Origin of the sequence: Sphingosinicella sp. BN140058 (genome assembly GCF_004135585.1) — a bacterium.
GTDB lineage: Bacteria > Pseudomonadota > Alphaproteobacteria > Sphingomonadales > Sphingomonadaceae > Allosphingosinicella.
Genome location: NZ_CP035501.1, coordinates 4,981,436 through 5,004,703, shown reverse-complemented (window position 1 = coordinate 5,004,703; position 23,268 = coordinate 4,981,436). Strand labels below are relative to the sequence as shown.

Genomic DNA, 23,268 nt, shown 5'->3' with positions numbered 1-23,268 from the left:
GGCTGTAGTCCCGACAGAGTTAAGGGGCCGCTAATCAGCCTATGGCAGCGGCGCCGGTTTGTGGACGTGGCGCTGAGCCCAGAAGAAGCTTCCGCCTGCGTAGAATGCAAGCAGGGTGAGGCCGGTGCCCCAAAGGCCCGTCGCCGCGAACGGCAGCAGCAGCCAGCTCATCCCCTTGCGTTCGGCGAGCCACATTCTGCGGGGCACGTCCCTGCCGGCCGCCTCGTTGCGGAGCGCGATGCTGAAGGCGATGATCGTGCCGGCGAGCGCGATGCACCCCCAGCCGCTGGTGCCCGCCAACGTGAAGGCGAGCGCCACGAGCGCCGCCGCGGCAATCGCCGGCAGGAAGGTCGCCCACCAGCTGTCCGATACCGTATCCTGCATGCGCAGTGCCGCCAGCCGTTCGCCGATGCCGTCGAGCGGCGTCGCCAGCAGCAGGCAGGCCATGCCGGTGAGCAGCCAGCCCGAGGCGAAGCTCAGCACTGCGAAGGCGGTCATCAAGGCGGCGGAGAGGCCGAGCATCCCGGGTGTGGCGCTGGTCGGCATCAGCCGCCGCGTCGCGGCCTGCTCGAGGGGGCCGAGAAGATAGCGTGAAACCCAGTCGGTGCGCTGCGCGCCCGCTCCTTCGAACAGGCGCTGCTGGAGTTCGGCCAGATCTTCGGTCCGCTCGGCGATGGTGAGCAGATCGTCGGCCGGCTCGCCGCGGACCGACATCTGGCGGACTCCGGCCTGGATCGAGCGGCGCAGCAGGGTCGATTGCAGATCCCACTCGCCGAGCATCGCCGCCGTGCGTTTCAGCGTCTCGCCGTCCAGCAGCGCGAGGCCTGCCCAGCGGCTGTGCGCATCGATCCGCTCGTAACGATCGTCGACCCGCACATCGGGAACGGTGAGGATCGCGGAGCCACCGAGCCCGATCAGCCGCTCGACATGGATTTCGGTAGCGATCAGGCCGTCGGCGACGATCAGCAACTGGTCCTGCGGATGCACCGCCTCCGCGGCTTCCAGCGCGCTACGCGCCACCGCCACCTTGATCCCCTGCCCGCGCAGCCGGTCGATCGCCGCCAGCAGATCGGGCGGCACCCGCTCAACGGCGACGACGATCAGATCGGCGCCGGCGGCGACCGCGAGCCTGGCCTGGCGCTCGAGCAACGTCCGGCCGGCGAGCGGCAGAGTCGCGCGAAGACCACCGCCGGCTTCGTCGGCTTCGTGATAGGCTGCGATCAAAGCTGCCAGCGTCAAGGACGGACCCCTCCCATGCGGGCTGGGATAGTAAAGGCCGCTGCGCTTCGCAAAGACTAAACCGGCAGCCCCTCCCCCACGGGCGGCCGCCGGCGGCGATCAGCCGGCGGCGAAATCGTCGATCGCGGCGCGCAGCTTGCGAAGCACGACCGGATCGCCCGGTGCCCCTTCCAGCGCCTCGTCGGCGAGCCCCATCAGCCCGACCGCGCCGAAGCTCGCCGCCAGGCTCTTGAGCCGCGAGGCCGCGAATTCCCAATTGGCGTCGCAGCGGGCGCGGCCCATCAGGTCGGCCTGCCGGGCCGCGCCCTCGACGAAGGCGTCGCGCAGCTCGCGCATCAGGTCCATGTCGCTGCCGACGACGGCGGCGAGGGACGCGTTCAGGGCACCGGGATCGTAAGCCATGAGGCGACCGTAGCGACGGACCGTTAACGCCCGGTAACCTTCCGGCCTTCCCTGCGCTGCGAATGGTGGTAAACTCGCCGGCATGACGGGGGCAGACAGAGCCGAGACGCAGCCGGACGGCGGCGCGAACGAAATTCAAGGGCCGGAGGTCGAGAAGACCGAAGCCGACTGGATCGGTGCGGCCGGCGATCTGCCGGACGCGGCTGCCGAGCCGACCGTGCGACGCGAGTCGAGGCTGCTCGCCGCCCTTCTGCTGCTGCTCGCCATCGGATGGCTGGGCGCCGCCGCCTGGTCGATCCGGCAGGCGAATCCGGCTCCGACCCTGCAGACCATCGTCTCGTCGATCGGGATGATCAGCGGCCCACTCGTCCTCATCGTCTTGCTGTGGATCTGGCTCGGCCGCACCCCGCGGCGCGAGGCCGAGCGTTTCGGCCGTGCAGTCGCCGCGATGCGGGCCGAGAGCAGTGCGCTGGAGACGGTGCTGTCGATCGTCTCGACCCGGATCGAAGACAATCATACGCGTCTTCGGGGCGAGGCGGAGCGGCTGATGTCGCTCGGCGACGAAGCCTCGGACCGGCTCGGCCGGGTGACCCACTATCTGTCGAAAGAAACCGCCGCCCTCGACCGCAAGGCGGCGGCCCTCGATGCCGCCGCGGCGTCGGCCAAGGTCGACATCGGCGTCCTCCTTCACGATCTTCCCAGGGCCGAGGCGCAGGCGCGCGGCGTTGCCGAAGCAATGAAGGATGCCGGCATCACTGCCCACAGCCAGGCCGGAGCGCTGGAAGCGCAGCTGTCCGCGCTCTCCGCCCGCGGGCGGGAGGCCGATGACGTGCTCGGCGGCGCGGCCCAGCGCCTTTCCGCGCACGTCGCCCGGATCGAAAGCAGCAGCACCGCCGCAGCCGAGAGCATCGCCGAAGCATCCGCCGGCATGACCGCATCGGTCGACGGCGCGATGACGCGCGCGACCGAGGCGCTCGACGCCGCCCGCGCGGCGCTCGACGCGCAGGGCGTCGCCGTGATGGCGACGATCACTCAGACTCAGGCCGCGCTCGACCGTGCCGGCGAAGATGCCACCCGCAATCTGGCGCAACGGCTCGAACAGCTGTCCAGGAAGGTCGAGGGCCTTGCCGGCCATCTTTCGGCGCAGGACGCGGCCAGCCACGCGCTCGTCACCGGCCTCGCCAAGGAGCTGGCCGAGCTCGACGAGTGGTTCGCGCAGCTCGGCCGCACCGGCGGCGCCGAGAGCGAGAAGCTCGGCCAGGCCGTGCAGGGCGTCCGCGACACCACCCGCGCGCTGATCGCGGAATTGGGCGCGGGCAAGGACGGCAGCGAGGCTCTGACCGGCAGCGCCCGCGAGATGTCGGAGGTGCTGACCGGCGTCGCCCGCCAGCTCGGCGAGGATCTCCCGGCCGCGCTGGCCGCGGTCGAGGATCAGGCGGCGAGGACTCGCGCCACCGCGGTGTCGCTGGCGCCGGTGGTGGCGACCGTGCAATCGTCGGCGACCGCGGCCGCCGAACGGGTGGAGAGCGCCGAGAGCGCCGTCGCCCGCCAGCGCGACGCGCTCGAATCCCTGCTCGCCCGCATCGACGAAGGTACGCGAGGCGGCGAGGAGAAGCTCGCCGCGCTCGGCGCCGCCGCCGCGCAGGCGCAGGAAGCGGCCGCGCGCATCGCCGCCGAGACCGGCCCGCAGCTGGTCGAGGCTCTGCTGCGGGTCCGCGACACCGCCAACCAGGCCGCCGAACGCGCCCGCGAAGCGATCGCGGCGGTGATCCCGGCCAGTGCCGAAGCGCTCGGCGAAGCGGGCCGCAAGGCGCTCACCGATGCGATCGCGGGGACGGTCGAGCGGCAGATGGCTGAGCTCGCCGAAGCATCGGAACGTGCCGTCGCCTCCGCTCGGACCGCTTCCGAGCGGCTCACCCGTCAGATGCTCACCCTGGGCGAGACCGCCGCGGCCGTCGAGGAACGCATCCAGGAGGGCCGCAGCGAACGCGAGGAGCAGGAGAGCGAGAATTTCTCCCGCCGCGTCGCGCTGCTTATCGAGTCGCTCAACTCGACCGCGATCGACGTCACCAAGATCCTGTCCAACGACGTCACCGACAGTGCCTGGGCGGCCTATCTCAAGGGCGATCGCGGAGTCTTCACCCGCCGCGCCGTCCGCCTGCTCGAAGCCACCGAAGCGCGCGAGATCGCCCGCCATTATGACGACGAGCCGGAATTCCGCGAGCAGGTGAACCGCTACATTCACGATTTCGAAGCGATGCTCCGGCGCATCCTCGCCGACCGCGACGGCACCCCGCTCGGAGTCACGATGCTCTCCAGCGACATGGGCAAGCTCTACGTGGCCCTCGCCCAGGCTATCGACCGCATCCGGAAGTAGGCCGGAGCCCCCTCCGCGCACACTCCCCTCACGGCCTTCCGGAAGGGGCTTGGGGGTGGGGCGGCGAAGCCGCGTCTTCTTCTACCGCGCCGCCGGTCGCGGGTGACCGGACACGACGGCACAGCGTTGCGACCTCAAGAGAAAGAACTCGGCGGCTGCGCTATCCCGCCCCCGTCCCCTCCCGGAAGGCCGGGAGAGGAGTCAGGCTGGTGGGGCTATCGCGTCCAGTCCAGCATATCGATGGTAACCCAGCCGAACTGGTAATTGGCGTAGAAGATGGCGAACAATATCGCCGACACGATCGTCGCACGCAGGCTCGCCTGGCCGAGGCTGAAACGGTGCGGCGCGCTTTCGGCGTGGCCGAGCTCCGCCTTGGTCCCCGCTTCCTCGGCGGTGCGAACGCCGAAGGGCAGGACGAGGAACAGGCTCATCGTCCAGAACAGGATGTAGATGGCGAGGATCGACTGGATCTTCATCGTCAGATCCGGATGATCAGAACGTTCACCGTCGGCTTCTTGCCGGTCCACTCGGTGGCGCAGCGGCGCACGGCGAGCCGGATGTCTTCGCGCAACTTGTCCTCGCCCTTCGCGCCCTTGCGGGCGGCGGCGGTGGCCGCGGCGCAGGCCTCCTCGAGGAAGGCGTCACGATCCTCCTCGACCGGAAGGCCTTCGATCGCGATCTCGACATTGCCCTTGACGCGATCGTCGTCGTTCATCGCGACCGCGACGGAAATCACCCCATTGTAGCTCAGCCGACGGCGCGCATTCATCGTCGTGCCGTCCGCGGCGAGGATGACGTCGCCGTCGAGGATCAGACGCCCGACCTTCTCCTCGCCGAGCTTGCGCGGCCCATCGGGCGAGAGCCGGACGAGGTCGCCGTTCGACTGGACGATCCCACGCGGCACGCCGCGCTCCAGCGCGAACCTCTTATGCTCGACCATGTGGCGCATCTCGCCATGAACGGGCACGATGATCTCGGGCCGGATCCACTGGTACATGGCGGCGAGTTCCGGCCGGCCGGGATGACCCGAGACGTGGACGTTGGCCTGGCGATCGGTGATCATCCGGATGCCACGCAGGGCAAGCTCGTTCTGGATCCGGCCGATGGCGATTTCGTTGCCGGGGATCTGCTTGGACGAGAACACCACCAGATCATCTTCGGTGAGCTTCAACTTATGCTGATCGAACGCGATCCGAGCGAGGGCCGCGCGCGCTTCGCCCTGGCCGCCGGTGGCGATGATCATCACGTCGCGGCGCGGCAGCGTCATCGCCTCGTCGAAATCGATCGTGGCCGGGAAATCGGTGAGATAGCCGACGCTCCGTGCGACCCGCAGGATACGATCGAGCGAGCGCCCGGCGACGCAGACCTGGCGGCCGGTATCCTGCGCCACCTTGCCGAGCGTGCTGAGCCGCGCCGCGTTGGACGCGAAGGTGGTGACCAGCACCCTGCCCTCGGCCGCGCCGATCACTTCGTCCAGGCCCTTGCGGACCTCTTCCTCGGAGCCGGACGCCTCTTCTTGGAAAACGTTGGTGGAATCGCAGACCAGGGCGAGAATGCCCTCGTCGCCGACCTTGATCAGCTGCGCGGCATCGGCGGGATCGCCGATCTGCGGGAATTCGTCGAGCTTCCAGTCGCCCGTGTGGAAGATCTTGCCGTAGGGCGTGTCGATCAGCAGCGCATTGCCCTCGGGGATCGAATGGGCAAGCGGCACGAAGCGGAAGCCGAACGGCCCGATCTGGACGTTGCCGCCGATGTCGATGATCTTGACCTTGACCTCCTCGGTCAGCCCCTCTTCCTGGAGCTTTTCGGCGATCAGCCCGGCGGTGAACGGGGTCGCATAAAGCGGCACGCCGAGATCGGCGGCGAGATACGGGATCGCGCCGATATGGTCCTCATGGCCGTGGGTGAGCACGATCCCGAGCAGATCCTTGCGCCGCTCTTCGATGAAGGAAAGATCCGGCAGCACCAGATCGATGCCCGGATATGCGGGATCGGCGAAGGTCATGCCGAGATCGACCATGATCCACTTGCCGTCGCAGCCGTAGAGATTGACGTTCATGCCGATCTCGCCGGAGCCGCCGAGGGCCAGGAAGAGGAGCTCTTTGCCGGGTTTCATCTTGGGTCTTTCGCATCGTCCGACTGGCGAAAGCGGCAGGCGCGGCTTTCGTTCCGGAACAGAGTGGGAAGAAGGGACGGACGCATTCACCGCCCCTTCGCAATGGAATCAGGCCGCGCCGACGCTCCGTTTCCAGAGGAGAGCAAGGCCTTGAATGGTGAGATCGGGCTCGATCTCGTCGAAGACATCCGTGTGGCGATCGAACAGGGTGGCGAGGCCGCCTGTCGAGATCACCTTCACCGGGCGGCCGATCTCGGCCTTCATGCGCGCGACCAGCCCCTCGATCATCGAAACATAGCCCCAATAGATGCCGATATGCATCTGGTCCTCGGTGGTGCGGCCGATCACCGACAGATTGTCTTCCGGCGCCTGGATCGCGATGCGCGGCAGCTTGGCGGCGGCGGTGACCAGGGCATCGAGCGACAGATTGATGCCGGGCGCGATGATCCCCCCTTTGTAGGCGCCGGTATAATCGACGACGTCGAACGTCGCCGCGGTGCCGAAATCGATGACGATGAGATCGCCGGGATGCCGCGCATGGGCCGCGATCGCATCGACGACGCGATCGGCGCCGACGCTGCGCGGCTCGGCAACGTCGAGCTCGATGCCCCAATCCGCGGGCGGCACGCCGGCCACGAGCGGCTCCACGCCGAAATATTTGGTCGCGAGCACCTGCAGGTTGTGGAGGGCGCGCGGGACCACCGTGCCGATGATCACCGCATCGACGACATCGCGCGGGTAATCCTGCAGCGCGATCAGCTGGTGCAGCCAGACGCCATATTGGTCGGCGGTGCGCCGCGGATCGGTCGCGATCCGCCAGCGTGCGCGCACCACTCCGTCCTCCAGCAGCGCGAAGACGACGTTGGTGTTTCCGGCATCGATGGCAAGCAGCATGGCGCTTTCCCTAGCGGGAGGAGCCCGGTTTGGCGAGTGCACAGCATCGGTCCGCTCAGACCAGGAAGACATCACCCGCGTGGATGGTCCTGAGCACCCCGTCCTGCGTGCGCAGACGCAGCGCCCCAGTCTCGTCCAGCCCTTCGAACCGGCCCTCCCCGACCGACGTGGACAAGAGGGTGCCGAGCGGATGCGCAGCGGCAAGCCAGGCCGCGCGCACCGGCGCCAGGCCCAGGGTGCGCCAGCGGTCCAGCCAGCGGGCGAAGGCTTCGGCCAGCTCCCGGCAGAAGAGGCCGGGATCGGGCGCGGTGCCGGTCAAGGCCGCCAGACTGAGCGCCGGCCGCTCGAGGTCGGCGGGATGATGGGCAAGATTGACGCCAAATCCGATCACCACGGCGCCGCCCGCCCGTTCGAGCAGGATCCCGGCCAGCTTGGCATTGCCGGCAAGCAGATCGTTCGGCCACTTCAGGCGGACGCGGTCGCCGCCCGCATAGGCGCCGGCGACTTCGTGCAGCGCCGTGGCCGCGACCAGCGCCAACGTGGGTGCCATTGGATCGCCCGGCTGCAGCCGCACCAGGGTGCTGGCGTAGAGATTGCCCCCTGGCGATCGCCAAGCCCGTCCCTGTCGCCCTCTACCGCCGCTTTGCTGGTCGGCGCGCAACCACAGGCCTTCGGCCGCGCCTGCCGCGGCGAGCGCCGATACGTCGTCATTGGTGGAGCCGGTTTCGGCGACGTGTCGCAGATCGATCATCGGCGTGTCGACAGGGCCGCAGTGGCGGCGCGAACGAGTGGCGGCGGCGGACTCGACGTCCGCCGCCCGGGATCAGAACAACGCGCGCGCGGCGTTGTCGGCAAGCGGTTGAATGAACGGAATGGCAAGATAGCCGAGCGGCGACACGAACAGAGCGGCCGCGACGAGCAGCACCGTCTGCGGCACGTCCGAGGTTCGGCCGTAAGCGGGTGCCGGATCGTCGAAGTACATCGTCTTAACGATCTTGAGATAGTAAAAGGCGCTGATTGCGGAAGTCGCGATGCCGACCGCCGCCAGCCAGGTGAGATCGGCGCGGACGGCCGCATCGAACACCAGGAATTTGGGCCAGAAGCCGAACAGAGGCGGAATCCCGGCCAGGCTGAACATGAAGATTGCCATGCCGGCGGCAAGCGCCGGACGGGTGCGCGACAGACCCGAAAGGGACGCGATCGTCTCCACCGGCTCGCCCGCCTCGTCGCGCATCCGCAGAACGACCAGAAAGGATCCGATCGTCATCACCACATAGACCGCCATGTAGAATAGGATCGCCGACACGCCCTCCGGGTTGGCGGCGGCAAGTCCGATCAGGGCAAAGCCGACATTGTTGATCGACGAATAGGCCAGCAGGCGCTTGATGTTGGGTTGGCCGATCGCGGCGACACCGCCGAGGATGGTCGAGGCGAGCGCCATGAAGATGACGATCTGGCGCCATTCGAAGGTGGCCGGGCCCATGCCCTCGATCGCGACCCGGGTCAGCAGCGCCATCGCCGCGACCTTCGGCGCCGAAGCGAAGAAGGCAGTGACCGGCGTCGGCGCGCCTTCATAGACGTCCGGAGTCCACATGTGGAACGGAACCGCCGAGACCTTGAAGGCGATGCCGGCGAGCACGAAGACGATGCCGAACAATTCGCCGGTCGAAACGCCGTCCGTCTGCAGCCCGATCGCGACGTCCCCGAACAGGGTCGAACCGGTGAAGCCGTAGAGCAGCGACACGCCGTACAGCAGGATGCCCGAGGCGAGCGCGCCGAGGACGAAATATTTGAGGCCGGCTTCCGCCGAGCGGTTGTCGGTACGCTGGAACGACGCGAGCACATAGGCCGCCAGGCTCTGCAGCTCGAGCCCGACGTAGAGGGTCAGCAGATCCCCCGCTGATGCCATCATGCCCATGCCGATGCTGGAGAGCAGGACCAGCACCGGATATTCGGCACGATAATCGCCGGCGCGGCCGAACCAGCCGTCCGCCGCGATCAGCGCCGCGGCGGCGCCGACATAGATCAGCACCTTGGCGAAAGCGGCGAAGCTGTCGGCGACGAAGAGACCGTCGAAGGCGATGCCGCCGCCGGTGGTGATGCCCGGCACCCAGAACGCGGCGAGCGCCAGGGTGGCGACGGCGAGCCAGGTGATCGTCCGGGCGTGACGATCGCCGGCGAAAGCGGCAGCCAGCATCAGCACGATCGCGCCGATGGTGAGAATGATCTCAGGCAGAGTGAGCGCAAGCGACTCGCCCATCAGTGATGCGCTCCTTCAGCGGCAGTTTCGTGGCCCGCGGCGGCGGCGGGCATCTTGGCGGATTTGGCAAGGTGGGCATCGCCGGACGGCGCGGCGCGCTCGACACGGGCCATCAGCAGGCCGACATCGTTGCGCATCGGTGCCAGGAAGCTCTCCGGATAGACGCCCATCCACAGCACGACAGCGGCGATCGCACCCAGGCTGAACAGCTCGCGCGCATTGAGATCCGGCATCGCCGCGGCATCGGCGTTGCGGCTGGTGCCGTAGACGACCCGCCAATAAAGATAGAGCATGTAGGCGGCACCGAGGATGATGCCGGTGGTCGCTACCGCGCCGACCAGGCTGCTCGCGCGGTAGGAACCGATCAGGCTCAGGAACTCGCCGACGAAGCCGCCGGTGCCCGGCAGGCCGACCGAGGCCATGGTGAACAGCAGGAACAGCACCGCATAAGCCGGCATGTTGTTGGCGAGGCCGCCGTAGCGATCGATCTCGCGGGTGTGGAGCCGATCGTAGATGACGCCGACGCAGAGGAACAAGGCGCCCGAGACCAGGCCATGGCTGAGCATCACGATCAGCGCGCCTTCCAGGCCCTGGCGGTTGAAGGCGAAGATGCCGATCGTGACGAAGGCCATGTGGGCGACCGACGAATAAGCGATCAGCTTCTTCATGTCGTTCTGCACCAACGCGACCAGCGAGGTGTAGACGATCGCGACCATCGACAGTCCCATGACCAGCCAGAAGAACTGGTTGGACGCTTCCGGGAACATCGGCAGCGAGAATCGGACGAAACCATAGCCGCCGAGCTTGAGCAGCACGCCGGCAAGGATCACCGAACCTGCGGTCGGCGCCTGGACGTGGGCGTCGGGAAGCCAGGTGTGGACCGGCCACATCGGCATCTTCACCGCGAACGAGGCGAAGAAAGCGAGCCACAGCCAGGTCTGCGCTTCCGGCGGAAAATCGGTCGCGAGCAGCTTCGGGATCGACGTCGTGCCGGCGAAATTCACCATCCACAGCATCGCGACCAGCATCAGCAGCGAGCCGACGAGCGTGTAGAGGAAGAACTTGTAGGAGGCGTAGATCCGGTTGGCGCCGCCCCAGATGCCGATGATCAGGAACATCGGGATCAGGCCGGCTTCGAAGAAGATGTAAAAGAGGAAGATGTCCTGCGCCATGAAGACGCCGATCATCAGCGTCTCCATCAGCAGGAACGCCGCCATATATTCCGGCACGCGCTTTTCGATCGCCGTCCAGCTCGCCAGGATGCAGATCGGCATCAGGAACACCGACAGCATGATCAACATCAGCGCAATGCCGTCAATGCCGAGCGCCCAGGCGAAGCGCGAGAATAGCGGCGCATATTCGACGAACTGCCACTGCGCGCCGCCGATGTCGAAGCTCGCCCACAGGACGATGCCGAGAACGAAGTCGATCAGGGTACCGCCGAGCGCGATCCAGCGCGCGGTCGCCGCGGGCACGAACAGGCAGGCGAGCGCCGAGACGAGCGGCACGGCCAGCATCAGCGAAAGAATGCCGGTCATCGTGCCATCGCCCAGGTCGCGGCGGCGGCGAGGCCGAGGAGCATCACCAGCGCGTAAGTGTAGAGATAGCCGGACTGCAGCCGCGCGGTGACGACGTTGCCGCCCTTCACCAGGGCAGCGGCGCCGTTCGGGCCAAAGCGGTCGATGGTCGCCTCGTCGCCCTTCTTCCAGAAGATGCGGCCAAGCGCGACGGCGGGCCTCACGAACAGCACGTTATACGCCTCGTCGAAATACCATTTGTTGTAGAAGAAGCGATAGAGGATGCCCCATTGCGCGGTGAAGCGGCCCGGGATCGACGTATCGCGGATGTAAGCGAACCAGGCGACCACGAAGCCGATGATCATCACCACCGCGGGCGAGAGCTTCACCCAAAGCGGCACCTCGTGCATCTCGTGGGCGAGATGCTCGCTGAAGGCGATGCTGCCGCGCCAGAAATGCTCGCCGCCTTCGACGCCGATGAACCATTCGTGGAAGACCATGCCGGCGAACACCGCGCCGAGCGACAGCACGCCGAGCGGTACCAGCATCGTCCACGGGCTCTCATGCGGGTGGTAACCACCGGTGCCTTCCTTCACCGCATGCGCCGGGGTCTCGTGCGGACGCGTGTCGTGCCCGGCATCTTCCTGAGCGGGATCGTCATGGTGGTGGCCATGATCGTGCACCGCATGCTGAATGTGCTCGGACTGGATCCAGCGCGGCGCGCCGAAGAAGGTCAGGAAGACCAGGCGCCAGCTGTAGAAGCTGGTCAGCAGAGCCGCGACGACCGCGACCACGAAGGCAATGCCGCCGGCAGTGGTGCCGCTGGCAAACGCGCTCTCGATGATCGCATCCTTGGAGAAGAAGCCCGCGAAGCCGAAGCTCGGCAGCCCCTGGATCTGAATGATGCCGACACCGGTGATCGCCAGCGTGCCGAGAGTCATCGCGATGAAGGTCAGCGGGATGTGCTTTCTGAGGCCGCCATAGAAGCGCATGTCCTGCTCGTGGTGCATCGAATGGATGACCGAGCCCGCGCCGAGGAACAGCAGAGCCTTGAAGAAAGCGTGCGTGAACAGGTGGAACATCGCGGCGCCATAGGCGCCGACGCCGGCCGCGAAGAACATGTAGCCGAGCTGCGAGCAGGTCGAGTAGGCGATCACGCGCTTGATGTCGTTCTGCACCGTGCCGACCGTCGCCGCGAAGATCGCGGTGGCGGCGCCGACGAAGGTGACGACGGTGAGTGCAGTCTGGCTCTGCTCGAACAAAGGCGACAGGCGGCAGACCATGAACACGCCGGCCGTGACCATGGTCGCAGCATGGATCAGCGCGGACACCGGGGTCGGGCCCTCCATCGCGTCGGGGAGCCAGGTGTGGAGGCCGAGCTGCGCCGACTTGCCCATCGCACCGATGAACAGCAGGATGCAGATCAGGGTCAGCGTGTCGACGCGCATGCCCAGGAAGCCGATCGTCGAGCCGCCGAGGGACGGCGCCGCCGCCAGGATCTCGGGGATCGAGACGGTGCCGAACACCAGAAAGGCGGCGAAGATGCCGAGGCTGAAGCCGAAGTCGCCGACGCGGTTGACGACGAACGCCTTCATCGCGGCGGCGTTGGCCGACGGCTTGTGGTACCAGAAGCCGATCAGGAGGTAGGATGCGAGGCCGACCCCTTCCCAGCCGAAAAACATCTGGACGAGATTATCGGCCGTCACGAGCATCAGCATCGCGAAGGTGAACAGCGACAGATAGGCGAAGAAGCGCGGCTGCGACGGATCCTCCGCCATATAGCCCCAGCTGTAGAGGTGAACGAGCGCCGAGACGGTCGTCACCACCACCAGCATCACCGAGGTCAGCGCATCGACGCGCAGCGACCAATTGACGTTGAGATCGCCCGAATGGATCCAGGAAAGCACCGGGTGGACGCCCGGCTCGGCCGTGCCGGCCAGGAAGGCGATGAAAATCGGCCAGGCCAGCGCACACGAAGCGAACAGCGCGCCCGTGGTGACGAGCTTCGCGGCGGTACTGCCGATGAAGCGATTGCCGAGACCCGCGACGATCGCGGCGAGCAAGGGCAGAAAGACGAGGAGCTGGATTTGCACTTCTTGATCAGCCCTTCATCTGATTGATGTCGTCGACGGCGATGGTGCCGCGACCGCGGAAATAGATGACCAGAATGGCGAGGCCGATCGCCGCTTCGCCCGCCGCGACGGTGAGCACGAACATTGCGAACACCTGGCCGACCATGTCGCCGAGAAAGGCGGAGAAGGCGACGAGGTTGATGTTCACCGACAGCAGGATCAGCTCGATCGCCATCAGAATGACGATCACGTTCTTGCGATTGATGAAGATCCCGAACACGCCGAGCACGAACAGGATCGCGCCGACGGTGAGGTAATGGCCTAGGCCGATCATGATCGGCATCCCTCCAGAATATGGCCGATCACAGCTCCACTCCCTGGCCGACACCCGGCTGCATGTTGACGACCGCATCCTCGGGACGGCGGCGGACCTGATCCGACACGCGTTGCGGGCGAACGTCGCTGCGCTCGCGGTGGGTGAGCACGATCGCGCCGATCATCGCCACGAGCAGCACCAAGCCGGCGGCTTCGAAGATGTAGAGATAGCGCGTGTACAGCGCCCGTCCGAGCAGCTCGACGTTCGACACGTCCTGCACTGTCGGCGAGGCCCTCGGCGCGACGATCGTCCCGGCATTCCAGGCGGCGAGCGCGAACACGATCTCGGCGAGCAGCACCAAGGCCAGCAGCGTTGCAAACGGCCAGTAGCGGGCGATGCCGGCGCGAAGCTCGGCGAAGTCGACGTCGAGCATCATCACGACAAACAGGAACAGCACCGCGACCGCGCCGACATAGACGATGACGAGCAGCATCGCGATGAACTCGGCCCCGAGGATGAGGAAGAGCCCGGCGGCGTTGAAGAAGGCCAGGATCAGCCACAGCACGCTGTGGACCGGATTCCTGGCGCCGATCGTCAGCACCCCGCTGGCGATGACGATCGCCGCGAACAGGTAAAAGGCGAAGGCTTGGATCACGTTCTTGTCGGGCCCTTCAGATTCGGGGGCGGATTAGCGGTAGGGTGCATCGGCGGCAAGGTTCGCGGCCAGTGCCCGCTCCCACTTGTCGCCGTTCTCGAGCAGCTTCGCCTTGTCGTAGAGAAGCTCCTCGCGGCTCTCGACCGCGAATTCGAAATTGGGTCCCTCGACGATGGCGTCGACCGGGCAGGCCTCCTGGCAGAGGCCGCAATAGATGCACTTCACCATGTCGATGTCGTAGCGGGTGGTGCGACGGCTGCCGTCCTCGCGCGGTTCGGACTCGATGGTGATCGCCAATGCCGGGCAGACCGCCTCGCAGAGCTTGCAGGCAATGCAGCGTTCCTCGCCATTGGGGTAGCGCCGAAGCGCATGCTCGCCGCGAAAGCGCGGGCTGATCGGGTTCTTCTCGAACGGATAGTTGATCGTCGCCTTGGGCTTGAAGAAATACTTCAAGGTCAACCAATGCGCCTTCACGAACTCCCAGAGCGTGAACGACTTGATGTAGTGGGCGATCATCAGCGATCTCCGGCCGCGCGGTCGCGGCCTCCAAGGTTCGGCATGTGGCTGCGGCAGGACGGCATGTAGCGATCGGCTTCGCTATCGGTGCGGATCGACGCGAGCACGCCGGCGTCGGTCGGGCATTGCGCCTTGGTGGCAAGCAGGTAGCCCGAGACCAGGAACACCCACAGCAGGGAGATCGGCAGGAAGATCTTCCAGCCCAGCCGCATCAGCTGATCGTAGCGGAACCGCGGCACGGTCGCCTTCACCCAGCTGAACACGAAGAAGAAGAACAGGATCTTGGCGAAGAACCAGATGATCCCGGGCACGTAGTAAAGCGGCGCCCAGTCCACCGGCGGCAGCCAGCCGCCCCAGAACAGCACTGCGGTCATGCCGCACATCAGCAGCACGTTGCCATATTCGCCGAGCCAGAAGAGCGCGAAGCTCATCGAGCTATATTCGGTCTGGTAGCCGGCAACGAGCTCCGATTCCGCCTCGGTAAGATCGAACGGTGCACGCGCCGTTTCCGCCATTGCCGAGATGAGGAAGATGATCGACAGCGGGAACAGCAGAGGATTGAAGGCGAAGCCGTTCAGGAAGAAGACGTGGCTGCGCTGCGCCTCGATCACGTCGGACAGGTTGAACGAACCTGTCCACAGGATCACCGGAATGAGGACGAAGCCGACCGAGACCTCATAGCTCACCATCTGCGCGGCCGCGCGAAGCGCCGAGTAGAAGGGGTATTTGGAATTGGACGCCCATCCCGCGATGATCACGCCGTAGACGCCGAGCGACGACACCGCGAGCAGGTAGAGCAGGCCGACATTGATGTCGGCGAGCACCATGCCGTCGCCGAACGGCACCACCGCCCAGCCGATCAGCGCCACCGTGAAGGTGAGGATCGGCGCGATGATGAACAGGCCGCGATTGGCTCCGGACGGGATGATCGTCTCTTTGAGGAAGACCTTGAGCCCGTCGGCGAAGCTCTGCAGCAGGCCGAACGGCCCGACCACGTTGGGGCCGCGACGCAGTGCCATCGCCGCCCAGATTTTGCGATCGGCATAGATGATCATCGCCACCGCCAGCATCAGCGGCAGTGCGATCAGCAGAACGAAGATGAGGGTCGCGACGAACCAGCCGAAGCCGTAGCCGAGAAAACCCTGGAACCAAGCGGTCATTATTTACTCCGTCATCCCGGCGCGGGTCCCATCGAAGTCATACTTCGATGGGTGCCCGAAGGCCGGGATCTCAGGACAAGAAGTCGGGGCGGTCTCCACGAGATTCCGGCCTTCGCAGGGATCACGGGTAGACATCATAGCGTGTTCGATCATTCCGCCGCCTCCTCGAACACCTGGCCGTGCAGGATCTCGGCGGAGCAGCGCTGCATCGTCGGCGAGGAGCGTGCGATCGGATTGGTGAGGTAGAAGTCCTCGATCGGGTAGACAATCTCGCCGGAGACCGAAGCCCCGCCCTCCCCGCCGCCGCCGGCGCTTCCCGGAAAGACGGTGAGCCCGGGCTGGCCGAGATGCGGGAACTCGGCCGCCATCGCGGCACGGAGCTGGCCGAGATCATCGAACGGCAGGGTCTTGCCGACGACGTCCGACAGCGCCCGCAGGATCGTCCAATCCTCGCGTGCCTCTCCCGGCGCGTGCACCGCGAACTCCGAAAACTGCACCCGCCCTTCCAGATTCACGTAGGTGCCGTGCTTCTCGGTGTAGGCGGCGGACGGCAGGATCACGTCGGCGTGGCGAACGCCGCGATCGCCGTGCGTGCCGATGTAGATCGTGAAGGTGTCTGCGAACGCCTCGGTGTCGAGTTCGTCCGCCCCGAGCAGGAACAGGGCCTTGAGCGCCCCTGCCCGCGCCCGGAGCGTCTCGATGCCACCGTCGGTGGCGAAGCCGAGGTCGAGCGCACCGACGCGCGCCGCTGCCGTGTGGAGGACGTTGAAGCTGGCGCCGAACGCGGCGGCCGCGGCGCGCGCGGCTTCATAAGCGCCCTCATGGACCAGCGCGCCCATGCCGACGATGACCGCCGCATTCTCCTTGCCAGAGAAAGCGTCGCGAACATCCTGCGGCAGATTGCCGAGCGCGGAGAGATCGCTGCCGAGATCGATGACCGGGTAAGTGAGGTCCACCGGCGGTCCGATGCGGAACACCTTCGCGCCGGCCTTGATCGCCTTGCGGATGCGGGTGTTGACCAGCGGCGCTTCCCAGCGCGGATTGGTGCCGATCAGCAGGATCGCCGGCGCCGCCTCGATGCCGCCGATGGTGGCGTTGAAGCGATAGGCGGCAGGGTTCGAAACATCGAACCTGGCGCCGTCCTGGCGGCTCTCGTGCAGGGTGGAGCCGTAGGCGCGGAGCAGCTGCTTCAGCGCGTAGATCGATTCCAGATCCTGGAGATCGCCGGCAATGGCCGCGACCTGATCGCCGGTTGCGCCCTCGAGCCGTGCGGCGATCGTCTGGAACGCCTCGGCCCAGGTCGCCGGCTGCAGCTTGCCCTCACGCCGGATCCAGGGCCGGTCGAGCCGGCGGCGGAGCAGGCCGTCGACCGCGTGCCGGGTCTTGTCGTGCGCCCACTCCTCGTTGACGTCCTCGTTGAGGCGCGGAAGCGCGCGCATGACCTCGCGGAAGCGGTGATCGATGCGGATGTTGGTGCCGACCGCGTCCATCACGTCGATGCCCGGGGTCTTGCGCAGCTCCCAGGGACGCGCCTCAAAGCTGTAGGGCTTGGAGACCAATGCGCCGACCGGGCAGAGATCGACGACATTGCCCGAAAGCTCGGAGGTGACCGCACCTTCGAGATAGGACGTGATCTGCATATTCTCGCCGCGATTGATCGCGCCGATCTCCTCGACCCCGGCAACTTCCTCGGCAAAGCGGACGCAGCGCGTGCACTGGATGCAGCGCGTCATCACCGTCTTGACCACGGGACCCATATATTTCTCGGTCACCGCGCGCTTGTTCTCGTGGAAGCGCGAGTGGCCGCGGCCATAAGCGATCGACTGATCCTGAAGATCGCACTCGCCGCCCTGATCGCAGATCGGGCAATCCAGCGGGTGGTTGATCAGCAGGAACTCCATCACCCCTTCGCGCGCCTTCTTGACGAGCGGGGTCATGGTCGAGATTTCCTGGCCTTCCGCGGCTGGAAGCGCGCACGAGGCCTGCGGCTTGGGCGGCCCAGGCTTCACCTCGACGAGACACATCCGGCAATTGCCGGCGATCGACAGGCGCTCGTGGTAGCAGAAGCGCGGAATTTCCTTACCGGCGAGCTCGCATGCCTGCAGGACGGTCGCGCCCTGCGGAACCTCGATCTCTACGCCGTCGACTTTGACCTTGGGCATGCTGTTCTCGTTATCGCTGCGTGGCGACCGCAAGCGCGGGCGCGTCGGACAGAATGTGATGAACCGGTTCCGCGACAACTTCGCGGATGGTGGGAATTGTAAGCGAAAGCTTCACATCGGCGGTCAGGCAAGGCCCAAGCGCCGGTTTCAGCCGCGCAATCGCTCCCCGTTCGGCCGGACTGTCAGGCTCGGACGCAAGCAAGGCAACCGTGTCGGCCCAGGCGCTGGTCGCGATGCAGTGTCCGAAATCCTGCAATGCGATCGACGTCGTGTCGAGCTTTTCTCCGGCCGGAAGCGCCGCAACCGCTGCTGCAAACCAGGGTGAGAGATCTTTCGCGGGCGCCTGCTGGTCGGCCGTCTTGACTTCCTTGCGGACCAAGGCGAGCGCAACGGGACGGCGCAAAGTCCTGGGCTTAAATCCGATCTGCTTGCCGTCCATGACCAACGCGGGTGAGTCCAGGCAGGTCGACATGTCTTCAGTCATGTCCGTGATCAGCTCTCGCTCCGCCGCGGTGCCTGGAAGCATCCCCAGCCAGCTGCGTACGAATGCCGGCTGCCGCGCAACGACGCAGTCGGCGATTTGCCGAATGATGACGGGACCATCCTTCTGCTCGGCATCGCGGCCGATGCGCGTGCCGAGACGCTGCGCGACGCCGGGCGAGGACGTGGCCGCGAGCATCCCGCCGAGCGCGAGCAAGAAGAAGGGCCGCGCCCGTTTCACTCAGCGGCTTCCAACTGGCCCTGCCGCTCGACGATGCGGCGCTCGAGCTCGGGACGGAAATGCCGGATCAGGCCCTGGATCGGCCACGCCGCGGCGTCGCCAAGGGCGCAGATGGTGTGACCTTCGACCTGCTTGGTGACGTCCCAGAGCATGTCGATCTCGCCGATGTCGGCATTGCCTTCGACCAGCCGCTCCATCACCCGCCACATCCAGCCGGTGCCCTCGCGGCACGGCGTGCACTGGCCGCAGCTCTCATGCTTGTAGAAGTAGCTGAGGCGGGCGATCGCGCGGACGACGTCGGTGGACTTGTCCATCACGATCACGGCGGCGGTGCCGAGGCCGGACTTGAGATCGCGCAGGGCGTCGAAATCCATCGGCGCATCGATGATTTCCGAGGCCGGCACAAGCGGCACCGACGATCCGCCCGGGATCACCGCCAGCAGATTGTCCCAGCCGCCGCGGATCCCGCCGGCGTGGCGGTCGATCAGCTCGCGGAACGAGATCGACATCGTCTCTTCGACGACGCACGGCTTGTTCACGTGGCCGGAGATCTGGAAGAGCTTGGTACCCTCGTTCTTCTCGCGGCCGAAGCTCTTGAACCAGGCGGCGCCGCGGCGAAGGATGGTCGGCGTGACCGCGATCGACTCGACGTTGTTGACCGTGGTCGGGCAGCCGTAGAGGCCGGCGCCGGCCGGGAATGGCGGCTTCAGGCGCGGCATGCCCTTCTTGCCCTCCAGGCTCTCGAGCATCGCCGTTTCTTCGCCGCAGATATAGGCGCCTGCCCCGCGGTGAACGAAGACGTCGAAATCGTAGCCGGAGCCCGCGGCGTTCTTGCCGAGCAGGCCGGCGTCATAGGCCTGCTGAACCGCCGCGAACAACGTCTCCGCCTCGCGGATGAACTCGCCGCGAATGTAGATATAGGCCGCACGCGCACGCATCGCGAAGCCGGCGATCAGCGCGCCTTCGATGAGCTTATGCGGATCGTGGCGAATGATCTCGCGGTCCTTGCACGATCCCGGCTCGGATTCGTCGGCGTTGATCACCAGGAAGTTGGGGCGGCCGGGGGTCGGCTCCTTGGGCATGAAGCTCCACTTCATGCCGGTCGGGAAGCCGGCACCGCCGCGGCCGCGAAGGCCGGACGCCTTGATCTCGTCGATGATCGCATCCTGGCCGATCTGCATAAGCCTGGCAGTATTGTCCCAGTCGCCGCGCGCCTGCGCGCCCTTCAGGCCCCAATCCTGAAAGCCGTAGAGGTTGGTGAAGATGCGGTCCTTATCGGCCAGCGGATTGATCGTCATTCCGCCTTCTCCCGGTAATCATGATTTTCGTGGACCATCTCCTTCAAGGTGGTCGGCCCACCTTCCGGATCGCTGGTGCGGCGGTCGACGCCCTGCGGGCCTGGCTTCGGAGTCTCGCCGCGGGCGAGCGCCTCGAGCAAGGCGGTCATCGTCTCGAAGGTCAGGTCTTCGTAATTGTCGTCGTTGATCTGCACCATCGGCGCGTTGGCGCAGGCGCCGAGGCACTCGACCTCGTTCAGGGTAAACAGCCCATCCGCCGACGTCTGCCCCTTGCTCAGGCCCTTGGCCTTGCAGGCGGCGAAGACGTCGTCCGAGCCGCGCAGCATGCACGGCGTCGTGCCGCAGACCTGGAGATGGTAGCGGCCGACCGGGCGCAGGTTGAACATGGTGTAGAAGGTCGCGACCTCGTACGCCCGGATGTAGGGCATATCGAGATAGGCGGCGACATATTCGATCACCGGCACGGGCAACCAGCCCTGCGTCTGCGTCTCGGCGCCGACCTGACGCTGGGCAAGATCGAGCAAGGGGATGATCGCGCTGTGCTGGCGCCCCGGCGGGTAGCGGCCGACGACGGTCTTCGCCTTGGCGCTATTCTCCTCGGTCCAGGCGAACCCGCCCCAGCGGGCGCGGACTTCGTCCATGTCGATGGCGGTGGGCAGAATGTCGGCCATCAGCGGTCGATCTCCCCGAAGACGATGTCGAGCGAGCCGAGAATGGCGGTGACGTCGGCGAGCATATGTCCCTTGCTCATGAAATCCATGGCCTGGAGGTGGCTGAACCCCGTCGGACGCATCTTGACCCGGTACGGCTTGTTGGTGCCGTCCGAGACCAGATAGATGCCGAACTCGCCCTTGGGGCTTTCGGTGGCGACATAAACTTCGCCGGCGGGAACGTGGAAGCCCTCGGTGTAGAGCTTGAAGTGATGGATGAGCGATTCCATCGACTGCTTCATCTCGGCGCGCTTGGGCGGAACCACCTTGCGGTCGAGCGAGGCGATCGGGCCTTCCGGCATGTCGCGGATGCACTGCTTCATGATCCGTACCGACTGGCGGACCTCCTCGACCCGCACCATCAGCCGGTCGTAGCAATCGCCCTTGGTGCCGACCGGAATGTCGAACTCGACCCGGTCATAGGCATCGTAAGGCTGCGATTTGCGGAGATCCCACGGGATGCCCGCGGCCCGGATCATCGGCCCGGAGAAGCCCCAGGCGAGCGCATCTTCCTTGGACACGATTGAGATGTCGACGTTGCGCTGCTTGAAGATGCGGTTGTCGGCGACCAGGCTGATCGCATCCTCGAAGATCGGCATCAGGCCCTTGTCGAGCCAGACGTCCACCTCTTCCAGGAAGCCGGCCGGCACGTCCTGGTGGACTCCGCCCGGGCGGAAATAATTGGCGTGCATCCGCGCCCCGGACGCCCGCTCGTAGAAGTTCATGATGTCTTCGCGCGGCTCGAACAGCCACAAGTTCGGAGTCATCGCGCCGACGTCCATGACGTGGCTGCCGATGTTGAGCAGGTGATTGGAGACCCGCGTCAGCTCCGCGAAGAACGTGCGCAGATATTGCGCACGCAGCGGCACTTCGAGCCCGAGCAGCTTCTCGATCGCGAGCACATAACTGTGCTCCATGCACATCGGCGAGACGTAATCGAGCCGGTCCATATAGGGGATCGACTGGATGTAGGTCTTGTTCTCGCACAATTTCTCGGTGCCGCGGTGAAGCAGCCCGACGTGGGGATCGACGCGCTCGACGATCTCTCCATCCAGCTCCAGCACCAGGCGGAGAACGCCGTGCGCGGCCGGATGCTGCGGGCCGAAATTGATCGTGTAGTTCGCGATCTTGCTCTCGGTCGCGCCGGAACGGGCGATCTCCTGCGAACGCGACATTTCGGGGGAAGCGATGGTCATTTCTTGATCTCGTCCGCCTTGAGCGGGGTCGGGGCGCCCGGCGCTTCCGGTGCCTTTTCGTCACCCGGCAGGATGTAGGCCGCGCCTTCCCACGGGCTGAGGAAATCGAACGCGCGGAAATCCTGGGGCAGGCGCACCGGCTCGTAGACCACCCTCTTCTGCTCTTCCGAATAACGCAGCTCGACGTAACCCGAGAGCGGGAAGTCCTTGCGGAACGGATGGCCACGGAAGCCGTAATCGGTGAGGATCCGGCGAAGGTCGTTATTGCCCTCGAAGATCACCCCGTACATGTCGAACACTTCGCGCTCGAGCCAGCCTGCCACCGGCCACACACCGGTGACGGACGGCACCGGCTTGTCCTCGTCGGTGGTAACCCGGACTCGGATGCGGTGGTTCTTCGTCACCGACAGCAGATGGTAGACGACGTCGAACCGCTCCTCGCGGCTCGGATAATCGGCGCCGGCAATCTCCATCAACTGCTGATAGGCGAAGCGGTCGCGTAAGGTCGTGCAGACCTCGACGATGCGATCGCGGGCGACCGTCAGCGAGACTTCCTGAACGGCATCCCTGGCTTCGATCAGAGCATCGCCGATCGCGGCCGTGACCTCTTCGATGATGCCGTCTCTGGGCGCGATACGGGGGGCGGAATTGTTCATGCGCTCAACGCTCGATCGTGCCGACGCGGCGGATCTTCCGCTGCAGCTGCATCACGCCGTACAGGAGGGCTTCCGCGGTCGGCGGGCAGCCAGGCACGTAGATGTCGACCGGAACGATACGGTCGCAGCCGCGGACCACCGAGTAGCTGTAATGATAATAGCCGCCGCCATTGGCGCAGCTGCCCATCGAGATGACGTAGCGCGGCTCCGACATCTGATCGTAGACCCGGCGCAGAGCCGGCGCCATCTTGTTGCACAAGGTGCCGGCGACGATCATCACGTCCGACTGGCGCGGCGACGCGCGGGGCGCGACTCCGAAGCGTTCCAGGTCGTAGCGCGGCATGTTGGCGTGGATCATCTCCACCGCGCAGCAGGCCAGGCCGAACGTCATCCACCACAAGGAGCCGGTGCGGGCCCATTGGAACAGATCCTCGGTCGACGTGACGAGAAAGCCCTTGTCGGAGACTTCCGACTGGAGCTCGTTGAAGAACTTCGGGTCCGGCTGCTGGAGATCGGCCGGACGGGCGTTCTCGTGGCGCGGGTCGAGGATCACTCCCATTCGAGCGCGCCCTTCTTCCAAGCATAGATGAAGCCGAGCGTCAGCTCAGCGAGGAACAGCATCATCGCGGCCCAGCCGGCGATTCCGATCGACCCGAGCGAGACCGCCCAGGGAAACAGGAAGGCGGCTTCGAGATCGAAGATAATGAACAGGATCGCGACCAGATAGAAGCGGACGTCGAACTGGGCACGGCTGTCCTCGAACGCCGGGAAGCCGCATTCATATTCGGCGAGCTTGTCCGGATACGGGTTGGCGGAGCCGGTCAGCTTCGACACCATCATCGGAAGAACGACGAAGCTGAGCGACAGCGCCAGGGCGACGGCGAGGAACAGCAGGATGGGCAGATATTCGGCGGCGGTGGACGCCATCGAGACTCTCCAGGGGGCTAGGTTGCGGCGGCTTCTAGGACAGGGATCGGAGCACCGCAACACTCTTCACCCCC

General features: G+C 66.0%; 20 protein-coding genes and 2 pseudogenes. 1 reads left to right on the top strand and 21 read right to left on the bottom strand.

What is annotated here, in order from left to right:
• Nucleotides 1–39: 39 nt before the first annotated feature.
• Together ETR14_RS22640 and ETR14_RS22635 are read right to left on the bottom strand one after the other, a co-directional pair.
• Nucleotides 40–1,239, bottom strand: coding sequence for a hypothetical protein (locus tag ETR14_RS22640; RefSeq protein ID WP_129389314.1), 1,200 nt, complete (start codon nt 1,237–1,239; stop codon nt 40–42).
• A gap of 99 nt (nt 1,240–1,338) precedes the next feature.
• The gene (locus ETR14_RS22635) at nt 1,339–1,641 is read right to left on the bottom strand and encodes an Hpt domain-containing protein (RefSeq protein ID WP_129389311.1); all 303 of its coding nucleotides are present in this window, start codon (nt 1,639–1,641) and stop codon (nt 1,339–1,341) included.
• An 82-nt stretch (nt 1,642–1,723) separates the two neighbouring features.
• Between ETR14_RS22635 and ETR14_RS22630 the strand changes: the two genes are divergently transcribed.
• Nucleotides 1,724–4,018, top strand: coding sequence for a hypothetical protein (locus tag ETR14_RS22630; protein WP_129389308.1), 2,295 nt, complete (start codon nt 1,724–1,726; stop codon nt 4,016–4,018).
• Between the two features lie 215 nt (nt 4,019–4,233).
• Here the strand turns inward: ETR14_RS22630 and ETR14_RS22625 are convergent, their stop codons facing one another.
• The 19 genes and pseudogenes from ETR14_RS22625 to ndhC form a co-directional block, all read right to left on the bottom strand.
• Nucleotides 4,234–4,494, bottom strand: coding sequence for a DUF1467 family protein (locus ETR14_RS22625; RefSeq protein WP_129389305.1), 261 nt, complete (start codon nt 4,492–4,494; stop codon nt 4,234–4,236).
• Nucleotides 4,495–4,496: 2 nt separating this feature from the next.
• Nucleotides 4,497–6,134 carry a ribonuclease J gene (locus ETR14_RS22620; protein ID WP_129389302.1) on the bottom strand — a complete coding sequence of 546 codons (1,638 nt, stop codon included), beginning with the start codon at nt 6,132–6,134 and terminating at the stop codon, nt 4,497–4,499.
• A gap of 108 nt (nt 6,135–6,242) precedes the next feature.
• On the bottom strand, nt 6,243–7,028 hold the full coding sequence (locus tag ETR14_RS22615; protein WP_129389299.1) for a type III pantothenate kinase: 786 nt from the start codon (nt 7,026–7,028) through the stop codon (nt 6,243–6,245).
• A 55-nt stretch (nt 7,029–7,083) separates the two neighbouring features.
• The gene (locus ETR14_RS22610) at nt 7,084–7,779 is read right to left on the bottom strand and encodes a biotin--[acetyl-CoA-carboxylase] ligase (RefSeq protein ID WP_129389296.1); all 696 of its coding nucleotides are present in this window, start codon (nt 7,777–7,779) and stop codon (nt 7,084–7,086) included.
• Between the two features lie 72 nt (nt 7,780–7,851).
• On the bottom strand, nt 7,852–9,288 hold the full coding sequence (gene nuoN, locus ETR14_RS22605) for an NADH-quinone oxidoreductase subunit NuoN (RefSeq protein ID WP_129389294.1): 1,437 nt from the start codon (nt 9,286–9,288) through the stop codon (nt 7,852–7,854).
• Nucleotides 9,288–10,826: an NADH-quinone oxidoreductase subunit M gene (locus ETR14_RS22600; RefSeq protein ID WP_129389291.1), complete on the bottom strand. Its 1,539-nt coding sequence runs from the start codon at nt 10,824–10,826 to the stop codon at nt 9,288–9,290. The genes nuoN and ETR14_RS22600 overlap by 1 nt, the downstream gene beginning before the upstream one ends.
• A complete protein-coding gene (nuoL, locus tag ETR14_RS22595) occupies nt 10,823–12,898 on the bottom strand; it encodes an NADH-quinone oxidoreductase subunit L (protein WP_243455643.1) in 2,076 nt (691 codons plus the stop codon). The genes ETR14_RS22600 and nuoL overlap by 4 nt, the downstream gene beginning before the upstream one ends.
• Before the next feature lie 7 nt (nt 12,899–12,905).
• On the bottom strand, nt 12,906–13,211 hold the full coding sequence (gene nuoK, locus ETR14_RS22590) for an NADH-quinone oxidoreductase subunit NuoK (RefSeq protein WP_106513683.1): 306 nt from the start codon (nt 13,209–13,211) through the stop codon (nt 12,906–12,908).
• A gap of 28 nt (nt 13,212–13,239) precedes the next feature.
• A complete protein-coding gene (locus ETR14_RS22585) occupies nt 13,240–13,848 on the bottom strand; it encodes an NADH-quinone oxidoreductase subunit J (RefSeq protein WP_129389287.1) in 609 nt (202 codons plus the stop codon).
• Between the two features lie 33 nt (nt 13,849–13,881).
• Complete coding sequence (gene nuoI, locus ETR14_RS22580; RefSeq protein ID WP_206185899.1) at nt 13,882–14,364, bottom strand: NADH-quinone oxidoreductase subunit NuoI; 483 nt, start codon at nt 14,362–14,364, stop codon at nt 13,882–13,884.
• Nucleotides 14,365–14,495: 131 nt separating this feature from the next.
• Nucleotides 14,496–15,524 (bottom strand): annotated as a pseudogene (gene nuoH, locus ETR14_RS22575) (NADH-quinone oxidoreductase subunit NuoH); the annotation flags it as partial.
• A 149-nt stretch (nt 15,525–15,673) separates the two neighbouring features.
• Nucleotides 15,674–17,686: an NADH-quinone oxidoreductase subunit NuoG gene (nuoG, locus tag ETR14_RS22570; protein ID WP_129389279.1), complete on the bottom strand. Its 2,013-nt coding sequence runs from the start codon at nt 17,684–17,686 to the stop codon at nt 15,674–15,676.
• A gap of 10 nt (nt 17,687–17,696) precedes the next feature.
• Nucleotides 17,697–18,407, bottom strand: coding sequence for a hypothetical protein (locus ETR14_RS22565; RefSeq protein WP_129389276.1), 711 nt, complete (start codon nt 18,405–18,407; stop codon nt 17,697–17,699).
• Nucleotides 18,404–19,705, bottom strand: coding sequence for an NADH-quinone oxidoreductase subunit NuoF (gene nuoF, locus ETR14_RS22560; protein ID WP_129389273.1), 1,302 nt, complete (start codon nt 19,703–19,705; stop codon nt 18,404–18,406). Before nuoF ends, ETR14_RS22565 begins: the two co-directional genes overlap by 4 nt.
• Entirely contained in the window at nt 19,702–20,376 is a 675-nt protein-coding gene (gene nuoE, locus ETR14_RS22555) for an NADH-quinone oxidoreductase subunit NuoE (RefSeq protein ID WP_243455642.1), read from the bottom strand. Before nuoE ends, nuoF begins: the two co-directional genes overlap by 4 nt.
• On the bottom strand, nt 20,376–21,590 hold the full coding sequence (locus ETR14_RS22550; protein ID WP_371416831.1) for an NADH-quinone oxidoreductase subunit D: 1,215 nt from the start codon (nt 21,588–21,590) through the stop codon (nt 20,376–20,378). The genes nuoE and ETR14_RS22550 overlap by 1 nt, the downstream gene beginning before the upstream one ends.
• Before the next feature lie 35 nt (nt 21,591–21,625).
• Nucleotides 21,626–22,267: pseudogene (locus ETR14_RS22545) on the bottom strand (NADH-quinone oxidoreductase subunit C); the annotation flags it as partial.
• Between the two features lie 4 nt (nt 22,268–22,271).
• Nucleotides 22,272–22,826 carry an NADH-quinone oxidoreductase subunit B family protein gene (locus ETR14_RS22540; RefSeq protein ID WP_129389264.1) on the bottom strand — a complete coding sequence of 185 codons (555 nt, stop codon included), beginning with the start codon at nt 22,824–22,826 and terminating at the stop codon, nt 22,272–22,274.
• Nucleotides 22,817–23,194, bottom strand: coding sequence for an NADH-quinone oxidoreductase subunit A (gene ndhC / locus ETR14_RS22535; protein WP_129389261.1), 378 nt, complete (start codon nt 23,192–23,194; stop codon nt 22,817–22,819). The genes ETR14_RS22540 and ndhC overlap by 10 nt, the downstream gene beginning before the upstream one ends.
• Nucleotides 23,195–23,268: the final 74 nt, after the last annotated feature.